The following is a 16382-nucleotide window of genomic DNA, read 5'->3' on the forward strand; positions in this document are numbered from 1 at the left end:
GTTAGTAGGCTGAGTAGTCTCCTTTACGTGGTCACAAGCCACAAGAAAGCGTTCAACCTCTAACCTATCTACTCCAGCGACACATAGCTGCGTAGCCGGAGTATACCGCCGCTTCACTTCCTCATCATGCCGTCTCCTTTCTCCTGACTCGTAACCTCAAGGTTATGGGCATTATTTTCGTGAAGGGCTTTGGGCTTTAGCTTCCCGCCTTTCCGCTTTGACTATGCGAGCTATTTTGTACTGATCTTTCTTTTCTTGCTTGTTAAGACGGCTCTGCCTTGTGTTGTAGATGTTTGTGCAACGATCTGAACAGCATTTCTTATCTATGCGCCCTGCCCAGAACAGGCGGCGGCATATCAAGCATTCTTTGATACGCGATATTTCGACGCCTTGAAGAGCCTGTGAAAATAAATCCAATTCGACTTGGATAAGTCCCTCTCTATCTATGTAGCAAGTAGCTCCACCATCAATAGGCAAATGCCAACTTTTACCCTTTCGCAAGTCTGCCTGAGCAATAAGCCGCAGATTTGTTCTCCACGTTACAAATTGGTTAAAATGCTCGATAGCAGTGATTTTCTGTTTGGAGGATAAATTCCGCTCATCGCGTGGCGTACCAAAGAAAGGCAAGATCAAATCAAAAGGGTTTACATCAGCGGAGGATACCTCTTTAACAACTTCCCCTGTGCTTATTGGATAAACCCCATTCGTTTGAGCTAAGGATTCAATGTAACCATTTAGAATCTCATAACGCCCGTTTATCCAATTATTGAGGTTATTGTAATCGGGATGGCTGAGGTCAATCCCTTGAATTTCGATTTCAGGCGAGACGAAATTTACGGTTTCAATGATCCGGCCTAGCAGTTTAGGCACCGGCCTTGTCCGATTGGCCGTCTTATCTTGTAAGACTTGTCGCTTCATTTTTGAACGATACCTTTTCTATCAAGTTTATTGGAAACTAACCAAAATGCGCCTATAATTGTCAGTGTTTGGCTAGGCGAGTATTTTATTGCAGGGAGGCGCGAATGTCAACAAGTCTTACAAATGCGATAGCTGGTAGTACGGAACGGGCATACAGCATAGAGCAAGCGGCTGAATTGCTTGCTCTATCCAGTTGGACAATCAGGAAGTGGATTCAACAGAAAAGAATTGCCACTTGTAAGTTAGGCACTCGGCGTGTCGTGCCTGCATCTGAGATTACCCGCATTCTTTCTGAGTCTCGTATCGAGAGAGAGAAGTGAGGGCGAAGGCGTAACCTTAAGGTTACGCCCATCGAGTTTTCCACCTGCGATGATCGAAGATGAAAAAGACGATGACGAAAAAGCGTTACGGCTAGAGGATATTGAGCCGCTTTTGCGGCATCCCATCGCCTTTCATCCGATCTTTGTCAAAATCTCAGGCTCAGTTACAGCAGGGCTTATGCTGTCGCAACTATGGTACTGGAAAGACCGAACAAAAGACCCTGAGAGATGGCTTTACAAAAGCCATCAGGAGTGGGAGCAAGAAATTGGTCTTTCCCGTCGTGAGCAAGACACTGCAAGAAAGAAGTTACGCGACGCGGGGCTCATTGAAGAGCGGCTAGCCAAAATGCCTGCGAGGGTACATTTTCGAGTTAAGGAAACCGCTGTTTTATCAGCCGTTTACGCGCAGTTGGGCGAAATGCGCCAAACTAGAAAATCAGTGAGGTCAAATGGGCCAAACAAGGTGGGCGGCATACGCCAAGCAAGTCAAGCGGAAAGTGCCGAACAAGCTGGGCGTAATGGGCCAAACTCTACAGAGAATAATCAAGAGACTTCACAAGACACTACAGCAATACGGGCTGCGTTACTTGAATGCTGTAATATCAACCTTGATCTTCAATTGCCGGAAGATAGGTTAGGAGTTGAAAAAGCAGTAATAATCGCCGTTGAAAATCTGCGTAAAAGGCATCCCAATAAGCAGGCAGAATTGATGGCATCAGCTATTCGAGCCTTTCGGCTTTGGTGGTGTGACAAGCTCGATTCTAGCGGAATGCAATTTTCGCCACCAACCATTAAGGTGGTTTTGCGCCACTGGCAAAACTTTTTGAACTTCATTAAAACGGAATGCGACGGCCACTTGCCAACTGAGGGATTCTTTCAACAGCAGAAACGAAACCGAAGGTAGATACTCCAACTGAAAAGGACGGCGTTATAACTCAAGCGAGAAAGGATGAATTGCTCTCGAAAACGGCGTTGGGCCGCGAAGCTCTCAAGGTCAAACCAGCCGCGCCAGTTGCAGACGACCGCGACGAAGGCCGCAAGGCTCTGCTGTCAATGACTGCCACTGGCCGTGCCGTTCTACAGGAGCAGGCGCGAATGGACAAGTCATAACCTCAAGGTTACGCCGGGCATTGATTTTTTGTGAGCGATAGCGATGAGGAAATGCAACAACCTCATGCTGGCCAGTTACCCCATGCATAGGCGATTTTGAGGCGCAAAAATGAGGCGATGCGCGGCAATTATCAACGGCGAAGTCTGCGGTATCCTATGGCTAAAAACGATTGGCGTTGCCACCAACATGCAGGCTGGACGCCGCCGCTAGAGGAAAACTTGTATGCGCCGGAAGCCGTTGCAATCGCCGCTGAAGTGATACGCAAAATGCGTGAGGAGGTAAACGAAAATGCAGAGCGAAAAGGAAATTTGGGACTCAGCACAAGCTGAGTTGCGCCAGATCGAAAAAGAATCGGCGGAGATGCAAGCGCATCTTGCGCAAGCGCAAGGAACGAATCCGGCGATGCGAGGTTTCTGCGCTCCGGCGACGTGAGGTATGCGCCTCCCCTTTTCTTCAATCCTTTTGACGAGCGATTGCAACGGCTTTTGATATAGCTAAACGGGGTTTGAATGCCTTTATGGAATCCCGTTAGGAATGCCGCTAACGCCATTTTTACTGGCTAGTTTCGCCATTTGGTACTATCCCTTATTCACTCCAATTTTGAACTTTGCAGATAGTGTTTATGGACAGAAAACGACAATCTCAACTTCGCGAGATGAGGCAGTGCAAGCGATGCTTAATGGTCTTCATCCGAAGAAGCGGCAAGTCTACTGTAGCCTTGAATGCCGTAAACCACATGTTATTTCTCAAACCCGCCAATGTGCTTTTTGTAACCTTGAGGTTACGTCTAAACGTAAGGATGCGATTTACTGTAGCGACCTTTGCCGTTCCCGCGCAGGACTATCGAGAAGGAAAGCTGCGCTTGCAGACCGGGGATTGAGCGAATCAAATAGCCTCCTTGAAATTGGCCAGTGTGTTTGTGGGACCCCTTTTAAGCAGAAGCGGCATTGGCAACATTATTGCTCTCCACAATGCGCTGCGCGTAATAGACAGCAAAGACGGATTGAACGGAAGGCAAGAGAGCGCATTGAGGGTGGCTTTATTCCTTCATCATAGCTCAAATCTAATGCCATGTAAGTTAGCGTGAAGATATTCTATCAATACCTCCAGCATATTTTGCGTACTTAAGAAAGCTAGTGTTATAAGTCTAGCGAGTGGCTGCTAATTACTCTAAAGGGGTAGATGATGAGAGGCTTGCATTTATCGCCAAGTTTGGTCTTACCGGTGGAGGCTGTAACTCAAACCTTCGCCATTCTTGCTAAACGTGGTGTAGGGAAAACTTATACGGCCCTCGTCTTAGTTGAAGAGTTTCTTAAATCGAATCTTCAGGTTGTAGTCGCGGACCCAGTTGGGGTTTGTTGGGGGTTGCGAGCAGGCTCAAACGGTAAGAGTCCAGGACTCCCAATAATTGTTCTTGGTGGCGAGCATGGAGACCTGCCGCTAGAAAATACTGCCGGTGGCAGCATTGCAGATGTGATTGTTGATGAGAGTTTATCTGCCATCTTGGATTTATCATTAATGAGAAAAAACGAACAGGTGAGATTTATGACAGATTTTGCCGAACGTCTTTACCTACGAAACCGAAAGCCTTTGCATCTTGTCTTGGATGAAGCTGACTTATTCGCTCCACAAAGACCATTGCCAGGCCAACAACGTATGCTTGGAGCAGTCGAAGATTTAGTTCGACGCGGGCGAGCAAAAGGATTGGGAATTACATTAGTCACACAACGCTCTGCCGTTTTGAACAAAGACGTGTTAACGCAAGTCGAAGTGTTGGTTGCACTTCGGACTATAGCGCCACAAGATCGTAGTGCTATCGATGAATGGATAAAAGTTCATGGCACTCCTGAAGAACGTGAAGAATTGATGAAATCCTTGCCTTCCCTTCCCATCGGTACAGCATGGTTTTGGAGTCCAGGATGGTTGGATGTTTTTAAGAAAGTACGAGTGCGAAAGCGAGAGACATTCGATTCATCTGCAACACCAAAAGTGGGCGTATCTTTAGAATCACCTAGGAAACTTGCAAAAGTAGATTTGGCAAGAATACAAGCGCGTATTCAATCATTTATTGATAAACCCCAAGAAAGTAATTTAAAAGAATTGCATGCACGTATTGCTGATCTGACACGCCAACTTCAGCAAGCTAAATTCGAAGCAAAAGTAAAGAAAGTAGAAGTTCCGATTTTACCGGAGCCAAATATTAGCCGCCTTGAAAAAATAACTGAAAAACTGAGTGATATAGGTTCTCAGTTAGTTCAAGTTGCAAGAGAGATATGTTTGGGCTTGGCCGGAGCTACTGAGAATCAAATTAAGATCAGAAAGAACCTTTCTGATGTAACTAGAAAACAGGATCTTCCTACTTCAATAACTCAGCACTCGAAGAAGAGTATCAATCAACTTTCAAGTGGAGAAAGGAAAATACTATCAGTTCTTGCACAGTACCCACAGGGGCGCAATAAAGCTCAAATTGCGATAATGAGCGGTTACTCACACCGAGGGGGAACCTTCAACAACTACCTGAGTGCACTAAGGACTAAAGGATATATCGAACGAGAAAGTCATAGCATCCGGATAACTGAGGCTGGATTGGCTACCGCTCCTTATCAACGACTCCCTTCTGGTTACGAACTTATTCAACACTGGTTAAATCAATTAGGGAAAGCTGAACGATCAATTCTATCGACCTTAATTAATGCCTATCCGGAGGAATTATCTAAAGAAGAAATTGCTAAACAGTCAGGGTATGAAGCTAATGGTGGGGGATTTAATAATGCCTTGTCAAAATTAAGAACACTAGAACTCGTCCGGGGATACAAGAGGTTGAAAGCTACTGATGAATTTTTCAATGGACAATAGATAAAGATAGAATGAGCCCGGAAGCTACCGCTTCTTTGATTGCTTCTTTGATGTAGGTTTTGGACGAGATGTATTGCGGCGACGATTGCTTACTTGCGCTGGTGTAGTTGAGCTGAAATCTTTGAACGTAGTAAAAATGGAGTCAACAAGCCTCGTACAACTTGATGTCACCCGTGCAAGAACTTTTATTTGCTCTCTACAGGCAACGCTATTTACATGATGAGGATAATTGATTGTATGATTCACTTCCCCCCATACTTCCTCCATAAGTGTGCGAACTTGTATCTCAAATGTGACCTTGGTTAAGCTAAGTTTTTCAAAAATATAGTGTACGCTCGTATACATTGAGGGGCTGGCAATTGAGGCAATCCCTAATGTCTCGAAAAGAGCTCGCGATTCATCATCCCACGTCCTAGCACTTGGTCCCTCTATCAGATTGAACGTATGCTCTGCTTCAAGAAGTCTGAGAAGTGCTTCATTAATATCCTTAATCTGGCTAGTATAAAGATGTAGAATCCTGACTCCAACCAAATCATTAATCTTTGTATAAAGGTTTTCTTTGTTGATATCAAAATCGGCCCCTCGCTGCTTATATTCCTTCATCTTTCTGGTGAGTTTATCTTTAAGATGTAATGGGTCTTTTGTCCGCCATTTAAAAGAATGTACATTTTTAGACAGATCAGTATTCGCCGGAATCAAAACCTGCAATTGTTTCATGAGGGTTTCGAATATAGTTAAATTTGACTTGTAATGCTGAACTAACGATTCAATCAATCGTGCTTCAGCCTTTGTTATTTTAATGTCTGGCATGGCAAGTCACTTTTTCGTTGTTCGGGAAATAATCCGTCTAGCTATATCCCTAAAAGCTTTACTTGCTTCTGCTCGCTGGTCTGCTGTTCCTGCATTAACATTTTCGATGGGAACTCCCTGTGTTTGAGACTCCGCTGCCAAGCTCCCAAAATCTTTAATTTGACCAATCCTGTTTTCTGTCATTGAGCTTGAAGCAAGTGCAGTATCTACTCGCCGTAAGACAGTAACGATTTCACTATTAATGCTTTTTTCAATTCTTGAGAGATAACTTGATTGTCCTTGCGTAACTTGGCCCCTATAGACACGAAATCTTTGCGGGATATACCCAAGGAAACGAGGCCTTCCAGGGAGTAGATATATATCGGCAGGTGCTAGCTCGGAAATGGTTTTCCAATTCCGTATCCACATTGATAGTGTTCGCCCAAGCGTTTTAAGAGCACGAATAGAGAATAAGTCACAGGCAGCAGGGACAATGAAAAAATCACAGTCCAGCAATACTGCCCTATTCAGAGGGCCAATGTTAGGACCTAAATCGTAAAAAACATAATCAATATTATGTTTTGAAGCAACCGAGTTCACGAGTAGGCTTAAAGCCGTTATACCTCTAAAGCCTTTGATTCTGCCTTCAAAACATTCGCTCCAGAATTGATTTAGGTCACGCTCAAATTCTGAAAGTAGAATATCACCCGGTAGAAGGAAAACATTGCCTATGCTCAACTCAATCGGTTCAATAGCTTGTAGAGTACCCGTGCCTTCAGAAATTGGCCTCAGTGCCGACCAAATAGTCTTGCCACTTGGACCGCTCGAATTATCAAGGAGGTCATCCACAACGGAAGCTTCAATCAAGTATGAGGTAAGGTTGCATTGGGGGTCCGTATCAACCAGTAAAACTTTTTTGCCAAGAAATCCAAGGGCGGCTGCAATATTCACAGTAAGTGTCGTTTTGCCAACGCCACCCTTATGGTTATATATTGCGAGACGTTGTGACCGATTCCTTTTTGCTTCGCTTTCAGGTGCCAATTTTTTAACTTTCTTCAGCTTTCTTTTGAGATTGCTTTCTGCTTTTACGCCGCGGTTTAGCTGCAGCCATTGCAGCCTTGGCAGCTTCACGATCGGGCAATGCCTGTACAAAATGTTCCGCAGCAGCACTTAACTGCTTATTTCCTTTTGTTGCAGGGACTAGATAGCCAGTTTTGGTTGCGTTATCTACTGCTCTTGCTGCATTCGAGAACTTAGGTTGAGCGGCTTCAGTGTTTATTTTACTTAGATCAATAGTCTTAAAATGGGGAGTATCTCGGTAATGTGTGAGGTAGTAGGCCAAACAGGCTATCCTCTCGACATCTGTCCGAGGCTGCTTTTGCAAAATAAATGCTTTAGCTGACATTGAACGGTCTTCAGAAAAACTGCCTTCAGATGCATACGCAGGCTGAGGTGTGTTGTTCTGGGCCTGTGTAGCAGCACTTTTTAAATTAGACTCGATTCCAAAGAATGTCTGAACAGTGTAAAGCATTCTGGCGCGTTCTTCAGGTTCCAGCCGTTTTAATGCTCCTAGGATGGAAGTCAGGACATCGAGATCAAATGATTCGTTTTCTACTGTCATTAAGCGCTCCTAACTGTCTTAGCTGATTGATGCTAAGATATCTCTCTACTACAATTGGCTATTTCTCCTTTAAGTATCAATTAAAACAGCTAAAATTACAACATTGAAAAATCAGCAGTTTGTAAGACTCGCTGAATGATTAGGTAAAAGCGGAACATCATTAATTCATTCAACGCCAGTGATATGATGCCACTGAAAATGGATTTCTTAAAGTTGTTAATCTGAAGGGTTGTGGAACTGTAGCGAATAGTGTAGCGGGCACGTGCATAGATGGGGAAGTATGTGCTAGTATGACTCTGACGTAAAAGCCTGATTTTACTAACACATACTAACAAGGACTAAGGAGGACAAGCGGCTTTTATCGGTCTGCAAAACCTTTATCCATCGGTTCGATTCCGATCGCCGCCTCTTTCTATTTTAACCACTTACAAGCAATCCCGCCCATTCAAGATTCCTGCCGGTGTGTCACTCCTTTGCCAACGTTTTCCCCGCCGTAAGCTCCCCTGTTTGTGAACATTTCCAAAGTAGAGTTTTCTCGGCAGCCTCCTTCGCGAGGATCAGTTTTAGCACCTGAATTCTTATCCCAAAGGAGGCGGTTCTTTTACTGGGCACGACTCAAGGAGGTGTTGTGTTGACCGCCGGATGAATGTTGAGGGAAACTTCTAAGACTATGAATTCGGCAGTCCGCTCCCCAGACCCTTCGCAGACGCGATCCCGGCAGTCTGGCGCGCGCTTGGACCGACTGTTGAACAATGCTTACGCACCGGCTCTCACTCATATCAGTCTTGTCGTCTTGACGGCATGGCTGTTTGGGTTATTGTTGACGGTGCCATTCTGGGTGGCCTTCATTCCGTCTGTCATGATCGGGCACCGGATCGGAATTCTTCTGCACGAGTATTTTCATGGCATTCCTTTTCGCCGGTACCGCCACAATCTTGCCGTCCTCAGCCTCTTTGAAGGGCTGATGTTGATGTTTGGGCTGCTGGAGCTTGTTCGCGGGTCTCACCTGGCTCATCATCGCTGGTTAAACAGCGAATTGGATCCTGCCCGCGGAACGTTTGAAAGCGCTGGGTCAAAGAGATGGCCCGACCTGTTGCTGGCACACCCGGCTGTGCAGAGTTTGATTTATTTTATCGATGCGGTGCGCGGAAAAAAGCCCTACGTTCGGGGCGCACGCATCCTCACCGGAGCGGCGCTTTCGGTTGCGGTGATTTGTCTCTGGCGGCAGTTCGGCCATCCGGAAATGATCTGGAAGACACTTGCCATCAGCGGCTTTACTTCTCTCGTGCCGGTCACCATCCGCGGCGCTATTGAGCACCATAGCTACCTCGGCGATCCCAACTTCGCCAACGAGTACAAAGTTTGGCTCCCGATGTTTAACATCAACCGCCACATTCATCATCATCTTGAACCCACCCGCCCATGGTATTTGCTGGACTTCAAGACAGGGCGGCCATTGCCTGAGGGACATTATCTCACCCATTGGGTTCGAGTGTATGTTAGTCGCGATTTCGTTCTGATGCAGCCAATGGGCGGGGCTGCCCCTGGAAGAAAGACAAGAACACCTCGCCGCAAGCTAGACAACCCAGGCGCAGGGAAAGAAGAGCGGCAAGCGGCGGAGGATCGTCCCATCTTCTAACCTGAGGGGGCCACGGCCCAAGGCCCTCCTCCGGAAAGACAGAAAGCCTGCCTTTAAGATGGGCTACTGGTGGTCCGCCTCTCAAGGCGAGCAGGATAACGTCTTCAGTGGGCTTGCAAGTCCAAATCAGGTCTCGGTGTCTCCGCTCTTCCATTGACGCCTCGCCACGCATTGAGCCGGCGGTAGAGTCTTTCAGATACTGGAAAAAGTATTGAGGCGAGGAGTGCGCCGCCGATGACATCTACCACGTAATGATATCGGCAATAAATCGTGGAGATTATGATAAGTATTCCCAGCGGCAGGACGGCGTAAAAAAAACGCCGCTGACGCACGAAGCTGAAGATGAGACAGAAAACAACCCCCATAACATGAGCGGAAGGGAAAGCATCCAATTTAGGATGTTCCAACAGGTCCATTGTCTTTTTCACCGCCTGTGAAACCGGAGTCACCTCAAGGGTCACGCTTTGCCGATGAGCCAGCGCGAACCGAGGGCCTTGGGCGGGGACGAGAAAGTAACCCGCGTAATTGACGAAGAAGGCTAGCGTCATAGAAAAAACGAACTGCTTGAAAATGGCTTCGTCTTTTTTCCAAAGCACTATTCCCAGCATCACCGGCAGGAGGTGATAGCTGGCATAAGCCAGGTAGAGCAGGTCGGTTAGAGCCGGCCTTACGAAACGCTCAAGCCAGACCGTCGGATCCTGGCCGAACAGGGCCCGGTCAGCAAGAATGAGCGGTTCGTCCCCGTCATACCATTTGAAGGCCGGCAACAAGCTGCCTAATGCTTCGAATACCACGACGATGGTGAGGACAGGATAGAAATTCAGCACGAGCCTCATCCCTTTGGATAAATGTAACTCGCGCTTCGCCAGCCAGATCATCAAAGCGACCACCAGAAGTAATGACGCAAAGCAGAGGGCGGGCACGCCCCATTCGATTAACCAGCCGGTCACGCCAGCCGCAATCGTGGCGACGCCGAGACACGCCGTCGCCATGACGTGCACAAACTCAAGAGGTCTTAATCGCATATCGCATCCGTCATCTCATTGCTACGGACGGGAAGACGCTGCCTTTTAACATCTGCCTTTTCAGGACGAGGCTCAACGGAGAAGCGCACCCTCTAATCATGTTGCAGGGCCAAACGTTATAAACCCGTCGAACATTATGCCAACACCGTAATGCATCAAGAATGGGAGAAGAACGGAACGGGTCCGCCACACCATCACTCCCCAAATGATCCCCATGATGACAGCCGAGAACGTCTCCTCGACGGTCTTAGGCATGCTTATTGGGTTTCCCAGGTGAATGATCGCCGACGGAATCACCTGTAACATGATGGAGACAGGCGCGCCGGCCTGTGCTTCCGTGCCGAGTTGCATGAAGCCGCGGAAGAAGAATTCCCACCCGACGTAGTAAGAGGAATAGCAGGCGGAGTATAAGACGAAGAGGCTTACGCTCTTGGTTTCAATAAGGTATTTGGAATATGGGAAGATCAGGCGCTGCGCTGGGTCTCGGCAATAAACGAAGTAGAACAACGCCGCGATCACAGTCTGACAAATCAAGGCGAAGACCAGGTCCCGGTAGTCTTTTGGCAATCGTAGGCCATAGTTGCGGGGAGACTCTTTGAGGACCAAGACCACGACGAGCAAAGGCAGCACGAAAAAGCAGAGAAACGCCGAGCCGAACATGTAGAATATGCGGTACATGTCATAGGGAGTCGGGTCGGAGGGAGAGTCCCCGAGGCGGTATACTTTCATCCCCCCATCCAGTTGCCTTTCCTGTAAATGGAAATGGCCGTCGAAATGTTTCGGGTCGCCACCGTAACAAAACAGGATCATGAACAGCACCGAACTAAGAAGCACAATGAACGACCTCTTCTGATCCTTCAGCAGCCGACGGAACTCAGCCCACCAGTTGTTTCCCATCACAAAATCCTTTTTATAGGCCCTCGTACAGATCGTTCGGAAGAAACGAAGAAGTCTCCCCTCTCCGTGAACCCGCGGTGGGGAGGTCACGGCCGTCGTTGAGCTTTGAAGACGTCAAATCTCACGACAGGCGGGCGCGGTGGAAATAAGATGAAACTGCCCCACCTGATTAACATGCGCAGGACGCCGTCTGTTTTTATATAGAAGAACAGCGGCACGGATTCACACCCCAGGCGGGCTTTGAAGTGCTCGGAGGCCTGCCCCACCTGGACTGAGCTGACCCCCTCGTGAAATCCATTCTCCAAGTCCTGATACATCAAGTTGAAATAGAGGTCTGCCTGCCGGTTAAACCGGTAGTCAATGCCACAGAATAAGAACCAGTATGAGTCTCCGGCAGAAAGAGAATAATTAAACGCCAGGGTCCGGTCATCGCTACTAATCAGAGTCAGAGAGACTGCGCCGCTAAATCGCTTGGCGACCTCGCGAAAGAAGTCCTTCGGCAATACTTCGAGCTTGTTTTCCGCTTTCGATACGACGTTCTCGTAGAGGCGGTGGAGTTCGCTCGTATACACTTTGGCTATCTGCTCTCCGTCTCGAAGGCGCGTTATTGTAAAACCAGACTCGGCGAGTTTACGCTTCGAACGCTTGATATCATATCTATAGTGAGATTTGAGCGCGTCGGTGTATCGTTCGAAACTCCGGAATCGGGGGGGGAAGAAATGCATGCGCGGTGTTTCAAACCGCCAATACCCATGCGGGAGCAGTCTGTCCATCATGTTACACTCCTCGGCGCTGAACTCCTTAAACACGCTGAACCGAATGCCCTCTTGCTTGGCCAGCTTTCCCATAATGCCGTCGAGAGTTTCCACCGCCCGGCCGGGGTCGCATTCTCTGATGAGCGCCACGGAGTTCTGACCGATGGAGACAGGAAGCCCGCAGAATAGCATCGTCACGTAACCAAAAGAAGGAAAGACGCGGCGGATCCCCCCGGCCAGTGCCTTTATCACTCGTCCTGCCAAGGTGGTAAGGTCCACCCGGTAAATGCAGAAGCTGGCGCATCCCACGGGCCGGCTTTGTTCATCATAGAGGATGACGTGCCGGAAGGCTGCATGTGAAGACATACTCTGTTCGACCGCCGCAATGAAACCCAGGTTCATGAAGAGGCTTGTTGTATGACATGAGGCGGAGTTCCAGTGCTCGGTATTCACCGCGCCGACCGAGTCATACATTTCGTACTTGTATTCCGCGGGTGGAGGTGAGGCTTGAATAGCATCCCCATACCTTGCTTTGGTGCTCGTCACGTCCTTAGGTCCTTTCCCTCGGTTTCGCCCGGAAGGCCGCTCAGTGGCTCAATTGTGGGAACCAGGAGCGTCGAGCCAATGCTACACGGGGACCCCTGTACCCCGGGCGCTAGCGCACGAGCCTTCCCTCGGCTGATTGCGGGATGATCGAATCGGTCCCGAAGGGAGTCTGTAAAGCCCCGAGCGCGAAGCCGTGCTTGTCGGCCAGCGCTAGCGCGTTGCGGACTCCTTCGATGGTGACTTCGCCGTAAGAGCCGTGAGAAGTGACTGACTCCAGGCCCATAAGGAGTGTCTCCGCTAGGCAAGCGAAGACGTATCCGGGCTCCAGGGGCACCCCTGGGATGTAGAACGAGTCGCTCAAGGGCAATCGCACAACCCCCCCCTGCAAGACAATCACGTCCGGCCGACAATCTCGAACCCTGAGAGACACGTCGGCGGGCACAGCGATGTCGCAAATCAAAACCGGCGCCGGGCCCAGCTGCTCGGGTTGAATGAGCCCCCCTCCCGCGTTCGAGGCGCTTACAATGAGCGAACAATGACGCAGGGCCGTGAGATCAGAGGTGACTTCTAGCAAGGTTCCTGGCGCGGCCCGCCGGAGCTGCTCCTTCATATGGGCCACGCGCACAGATTTTGGGTCGCGTACGATCAGCAGGACCTCGCGGACCTCCGGAGCCATCCAAAGCGCATAGGTGCTTGCGATATTTCCTAGCGCCCCGACCACCCCCATTCGCGACCGCCTGAGGTCAACGCCGTTACGGTGCGCGGCTGACTTCAACGCGCGGACTCCCATGCCGACGGTCAGTGAGTTCCCGGAGGTGAGCGCGATACCCTTGACTTTCAGTCGAAGGCAGTTGCCCGTCATGATGGACGTATACCCGCCCAGCCCCAAGACCTGGCAACCGGCTTCTTTCGCTAGTTCCGCCGCACTTTTAATCTTGCTCATTATCCAAGCCCCATCCCTGTCGGCCCGCGCTTTGACGAACTGCTTCGTCGCTAGGCTCAGCGCGATGAAGCTCAGGTGCACCTCTGTGCCGAGGGCGGAACAGAGGTTTTCCTGGTGAAGGATGGTCGGCTCCAGCAGTCGCCCGCTCTCATCGAGAAACGTTTCAAGTTGGGAGCTACTCAGTTGCTCAAATGATGGCTCGCACGCCCGCGCGTCATCGGGTGTGATTAGGTGTCCGAGAAAAGCGACGCGCCGAGGGGTGCGGGGTTCGTCGCGTTTGTAGCGCCGGATGTGACTGTAATTGGTTAAGGGGTTGGCGGCCAAGCCAACGCGGTGTCGAATCAGGTGAGCAAAGTCTGAAGCCGCCACCGCCTGACAGTACGCCCGGAGCCCATCAACGAAGTGGTCGAGCTGTTCTCGTTGAATGTACGCCGAGGGCTCTACGCGAAGCGTCATCGGGTCGCTCAGCGTAGGCAGGACACGTATTTTATGCACGTTGAGGAGGTAGGCTGCGGCGACGTAACCGAGGTGGCCGCTCTCGGAGATCATGTGCAATGTGGGTGATGCCATGGTCGCTTGTTTTTGTAGTTCGACTCCGACTATCAACCCTCTGCCACGAACCTCGCGTATCTGGTCGGGAAAGCATTTGCGGAGTGACTCAAGCTCGACAAGCAGATAATTCCCGGCCTCTGCGCAACATCGCGGCAGGTCGTCGCGAGTCATGATCTCCAGCGCCTTGGCCGCGATCAGACAACTCCAGTCGTCCTCCGCGAAGGTCGAGGAGTGAATCATCGAAAACTCGGATAGGAATCGGTCACGCTTGATCAACAAGGCGCCAATCTTCGCGATTCCAGCACCGAGCGCCTTACCCAGGCAGATGTAATCGGGAACTATACCGAGTACTTCCGAGGCCAGGAAAGTGCCCGTGCGACCCATTCCCGTTTGAATCTCATCAGCGACAATCGGGATAGAGTGTTCAGCGCATGTGGCGCTGAGCCATTCAGTAAAGGGCGGGCCCAGGGGGTGAATCCCGCCTTCGCCTTGAATCGGTTCGATGAATGCTGCCGCAACATTCGCGGCCTCCTTTTCTGCGTCTCTCCAATCCTCCGGATCGTCAGGGTTAAGGAACCGAACTGGCGGCCCAAGCCCTGTAAAGGGTTTATGATAGCTCCAGGTAAGCTGGACGGCCCCGAGGGTCTTTCCGTGAAAGGCCCCCTGAACGGCCCAGAAGTGGGAGCGTCCGCGCTCAAGGTGAGCATGCTTCAAGGCCGCCTCAATCGTCTCGGTTCCGGAGTTTGTCAGTACGACAGCGTATGGGCCAACCTGATCGGTCAGCACTTGCGCCAGCCGGCCGGCCCCCTCATGTATTGAGCACTGCGCGAACCCGGTGACGTCGTTCTCGAGAAGGTGCTTTGCGTACGTCACGATCTCTGGATGCAAATGGCCGAACAGGTTGACGCCGTAACCGCCGACGAGATCAAGGACGCGGGTGAGGTGCTCGCCTTCGCGCCGCCACAAATAATCTCCCTTTGACCGTTCGTAGCTGGCGTCAAGTCCCAGGCCTTCGAGGAGCTGAACCAGGAGCGGCCGACAGTGGTGTCCGTATGGGTTCATCCTACTATCCCCATGTGTGTAACCGTGTGCGTACGATAATGAGCGTTTAGCACTCGCGGTAATCGCGTTGGGCCGGTTAGCCTTAGCCTTATGTCCTATCGGAGGCCATAGCGATGAGTGAATCGATTACCCGCCTTTCGAAGCCGACCTGATTGAGCATAAGGCTATAATGATTAAGCGGGGCGAGCTTCAGCAGCGCGAGATCAACGGAGCCGCCGTGCCCGACTAGGGTGTCACACCCCAACCCGCCATTGACGCTGAGGAGTTCGCATAATTCATCCAGCACATCGAAGAGGCCGGGCATGACCTTGCCATGTGCCCATACCAGGGCCTCATGAACCCTGTCCGAATCCTCCCGCATCAGTCTCTGAATCTGCCCGACCCCGACCCCCAAGTGCCTCAGCTCATCTTGAAGAAGACTTGCTGCCATGCGTTGTGTCCCAGCGTCGCCATTCGCGGAGCTGGCAAAAACCTGGTATAGACCGATAGCCAAACTCTCAATCATCAGGTGTTGAATGATAAGACAGGCCGCCAGGTTCTGCTTATTAGCCGACGAATGAAAATGACGGCGAAATGCATCCCACTGTGATTTGCCAGGAACCTCGCAAATAGGAAATCCTACATATCCGGCTAACTTTTCCAGCAAAAGGATGTGTTTACATTCTTCCTTAGCCTGAGTCAACATCTCAATTTTGGCTTCGGTGTCGGGCATTAAGGCCACCATCTCGGAGTAGTTATCGACCGCCACGATCTCACTGCTTCGTGCGCTCGACACAACAAGCGAAAGCCGGCTAAGGTAATCGGGACTCCGTCGGATTGTCGAAACCAGGCTGAACCCAACCCCAGGGTAGGCGAATACTGCGGCTTCCATAATGCCCTCCGTTCTTAACCTAGAGGCTTAGGAACTTGACGATGTCAGGTCTTTTGATTTACAACTTCACCACACAAACATTACGACACATAAGAGCTAGGGCCACGAATCAACGAAAAGCGCATAACCTCGTTTTACGGGCGTAACTATAAAGATACCCCTGGGCACTGTCAAGCATCGCTATCGCACTTCAGCTGTTCGGCTCACATGCGAAAACTCTATTGGCTCTGTCTGAGTTGCGCCGTAGGACGCGGGATGACGACCCGCGAGATTCAGGGCCATCTGGAGGAGGTTTATGGCGTCGGGGTCTCTCCGACGCCGACCTCGAACGTCACCGATGCGGTTGCGGGTGAGGTCCGCGCCTGGCGGAACCGCCCGCTAAATGCCTTCCTAAATACTCATTGGTTTCTTTCCCAGGTTTGCGCCAATCTTTGTGGTATGATCAGGCGCGACTGAGCTTAAACAAAGGAGAAAACT

General features: G+C 50.1%; 13 protein-coding genes and 1 pseudogene. 5 read left to right on the forward strand and 9 right to left on the reverse strand.

Annotated features, from left to right (window positions below):
- Window positions 1–171: 171 nt before the first annotated feature.
- On the reverse strand, window positions 172–870 hold the full coding sequence (locus tag VJ464_24645; protein HKQ08333.1) for a hypothetical protein: 699 nt from the start codon (window positions 868–870) through the stop codon (window positions 172–174).
- 417 nt (window positions 871–1287) lie between these two features.
- Here VJ464_24645 and VJ464_24650 point away from each other — a divergent pair, with 417 nt between their 5' ends.
- The 3 genes from VJ464_24650 (at window position 1288) to VJ464_24660 (ending at window position 5205) form a co-directional block, all read left to right on the forward strand.
- The gene (locus VJ464_24650) at window positions 1288–2142 is read left to right on the forward strand and encodes a hypothetical protein (GenBank protein HKQ08334.1); all 855 of its coding nucleotides are present in this window, start codon (window positions 1288–1290) and stop codon (window positions 2140–2142) included.
- A 495-nt stretch (window positions 2143–2637) separates the two neighbouring features.
- Window positions 2638–2781, forward strand: a complete 144-nt coding sequence (locus tag VJ464_24655; GenBank protein HKQ08335.1) for a hypothetical protein — start codon at window positions 2638–2640, stop codon at window positions 2779–2781.
- A 750-nt stretch (window positions 2782–3531) separates the two neighbouring features.
- Complete coding sequence (locus VJ464_24660) at window positions 3532–5205, forward strand: helicase HerA-like domain-containing protein (protein ID HKQ08336.1); 1674 nt, start codon at window positions 3532–3534, stop codon at window positions 5203–5205.
- A gap of 24 nt (window positions 5206–5229) precedes the next feature.
- On the opposite strand, the gene VJ464_24665 is transcribed toward VJ464_24660, so the two are convergent.
- The 3 genes from VJ464_24665 to VJ464_24675 are packed head-to-tail and all read right to left on the reverse strand — an operon-like array spanning window position 5230 to window position 7615.
- Window positions 5230–6015, reverse strand: a complete 786-nt coding sequence (locus VJ464_24665; protein HKQ08337.1) for a RelA/SpoT domain-containing protein — start codon at window positions 6013–6015, stop codon at window positions 5230–5232.
- 6 nt (window positions 6016–6021) lie between these two features.
- Window positions 6022–7125: a ParA family protein gene (locus tag VJ464_24670; protein HKQ08338.1), complete on the reverse strand. Its 1104-nt coding sequence runs from the start codon at window positions 7123–7125 to the stop codon at window positions 6022–6024.
- Window positions 7040–7615: a hypothetical protein gene (locus VJ464_24675; GenBank protein ID HKQ08339.1), complete on the reverse strand. Its 576-nt coding sequence runs from the start codon at window positions 7613–7615 to the stop codon at window positions 7040–7042. The genes VJ464_24670 and VJ464_24675 overlap by 86 nt, the downstream gene beginning before the upstream one ends.
- A 733-nt stretch (window positions 7616–8348) precedes the next feature.
- On the opposite strand from VJ464_24675, the gene VJ464_24680 reads away from it, so the two are divergent.
- Entirely contained in the window at window positions 8349–9254 is a 906-nt protein-coding gene (locus VJ464_24680; GenBank protein HKQ08340.1) for a fatty acid desaturase, read from the forward strand.
- 104 nt (window positions 9255–9358) lie between these two features.
- On the opposite strand, the gene VJ464_24685 is transcribed toward VJ464_24680, so the two are convergent.
- The 5 genes from VJ464_24685 to VJ464_24705 all read right to left on the reverse strand — a co-directional run bounded on the left by VJ464_24685 (window position 9359) and on the right by VJ464_24705 (window position 15905).
- Window positions 9359–10279, reverse strand: a complete 921-nt coding sequence (locus tag VJ464_24685; GenBank protein ID HKQ08341.1) for a phosphatase PAP2 family protein — start codon at window positions 10277–10279, stop codon at window positions 9359–9361.
- A 96-nt stretch (window positions 10280–10375) separates the two neighbouring features.
- The gene (locus VJ464_24690) at window positions 10376–11176 is read right to left on the reverse strand and encodes a CPBP family intramembrane glutamic endopeptidase (protein HKQ08342.1); all 801 of its coding nucleotides are present in this window, start codon (window positions 11174–11176) and stop codon (window positions 10376–10378) included.
- An 86-nt stretch (window positions 11177–11262) separates the two neighbouring features.
- Window positions 11263–12477 carry a GNAT family N-acetyltransferase gene (locus VJ464_24695; protein ID HKQ08343.1) on the reverse strand — a complete coding sequence of 405 codons (1215 nt, stop codon included), beginning with the start codon at window positions 12475–12477 and terminating at the stop codon, window positions 11263–11265.
- Window positions 12478–12586: 109 nt separating this feature from the next.
- Window positions 12587–15034: an aminotransferase class III-fold pyridoxal phosphate-dependent enzyme gene (locus tag VJ464_24700; GenBank protein HKQ08344.1), complete on the reverse strand. Its 2448-nt coding sequence runs from the start codon at window positions 15032–15034 to the stop codon at window positions 12587–12589.
- Between the two features lie 88 nt (window positions 15035–15122).
- Window positions 15123–15905, reverse strand: coding sequence for a ferritin-like domain-containing protein (locus tag VJ464_24705; GenBank protein HKQ08345.1), 783 nt, complete (start codon window positions 15903–15905; stop codon window positions 15123–15125).
- 249 nt (window positions 15906–16154) lie between these two features.
- Here VJ464_24705 and VJ464_24710 point away from each other — a divergent pair.
- A pseudogene (locus VJ464_24710) lies at window positions 16155–16289 on the forward strand (transposase).
- Window positions 16290–16382: the final 93 nt, after the last annotated feature.

Source organism: Blastocatellia bacterium, assembly GCA_035275065.1.
Classification (GTDB): Bacteria; Acidobacteriota; Blastocatellia; order UBA7656; family UBA7656; genus DATENM01.

What these genes read in the sequence shown, in the direction of transcription:
- VJ464_24650 (HKQ08334.1), top strand. Translation starts at nt 1,288, where the DNA reads ATGATCGAAGATGAAAAAGACGATGACGAAAAAGCGTTACGGCTAGAG.
- VJ464_24655 (HKQ08335.1), top strand. Translation starts at nt 2,638, where the DNA reads ATGCAGAGCGAAAAGGAAATTTGGGACTCAGCACAAGCTGAGTTGCGC.
- VJ464_24660 (HKQ08336.1), top strand. Translation starts at nt 3,532, where the DNA reads ATGATGAGAGGCTTGCATTTATCGCCAAGTTTGGTCTTACCGGTGGAG.
- VJ464_24665 (HKQ08337.1), bottom strand. Translation starts at nt 6,015, where the DNA reads ATGCCAGACATTAAAATAACAAAGGCTGAAGCACGATTGATTGAATCG.
- VJ464_24675 (HKQ08339.1), bottom strand. Translation starts at nt 7,615, where the DNA reads ATGACAGTAGAAAACGAATCATTTGATCTCGATGTCCTGACTTCCATC.
- VJ464_24685 (HKQ08341.1), bottom strand. Translation starts at nt 10,279, where the DNA reads ATGCGATTAAGACCTCTTGAGTTTGTGCACGTCATGGCGACGGCGTGT.
- VJ464_24690 (HKQ08342.1), bottom strand. Translation starts at nt 11,176, where the DNA reads ATGGGAAACAACTGGTGGGCTGAGTTCCGTCGGCTGCTGAAGGATCAG.
- VJ464_24700 (HKQ08344.1), bottom strand. Translation starts at nt 15,034, where the DNA reads ATGAACCCATACGGACACCACTGTCGGCCGCTCCTGGTTCAGCTCCTC.
- VJ464_24705 (HKQ08345.1), bottom strand. Translation starts at nt 15,905, where the DNA reads ATGGAAGCCGCAGTATTCGCCTACCCTGGGGTTGGGTTCAGCCTGGTT.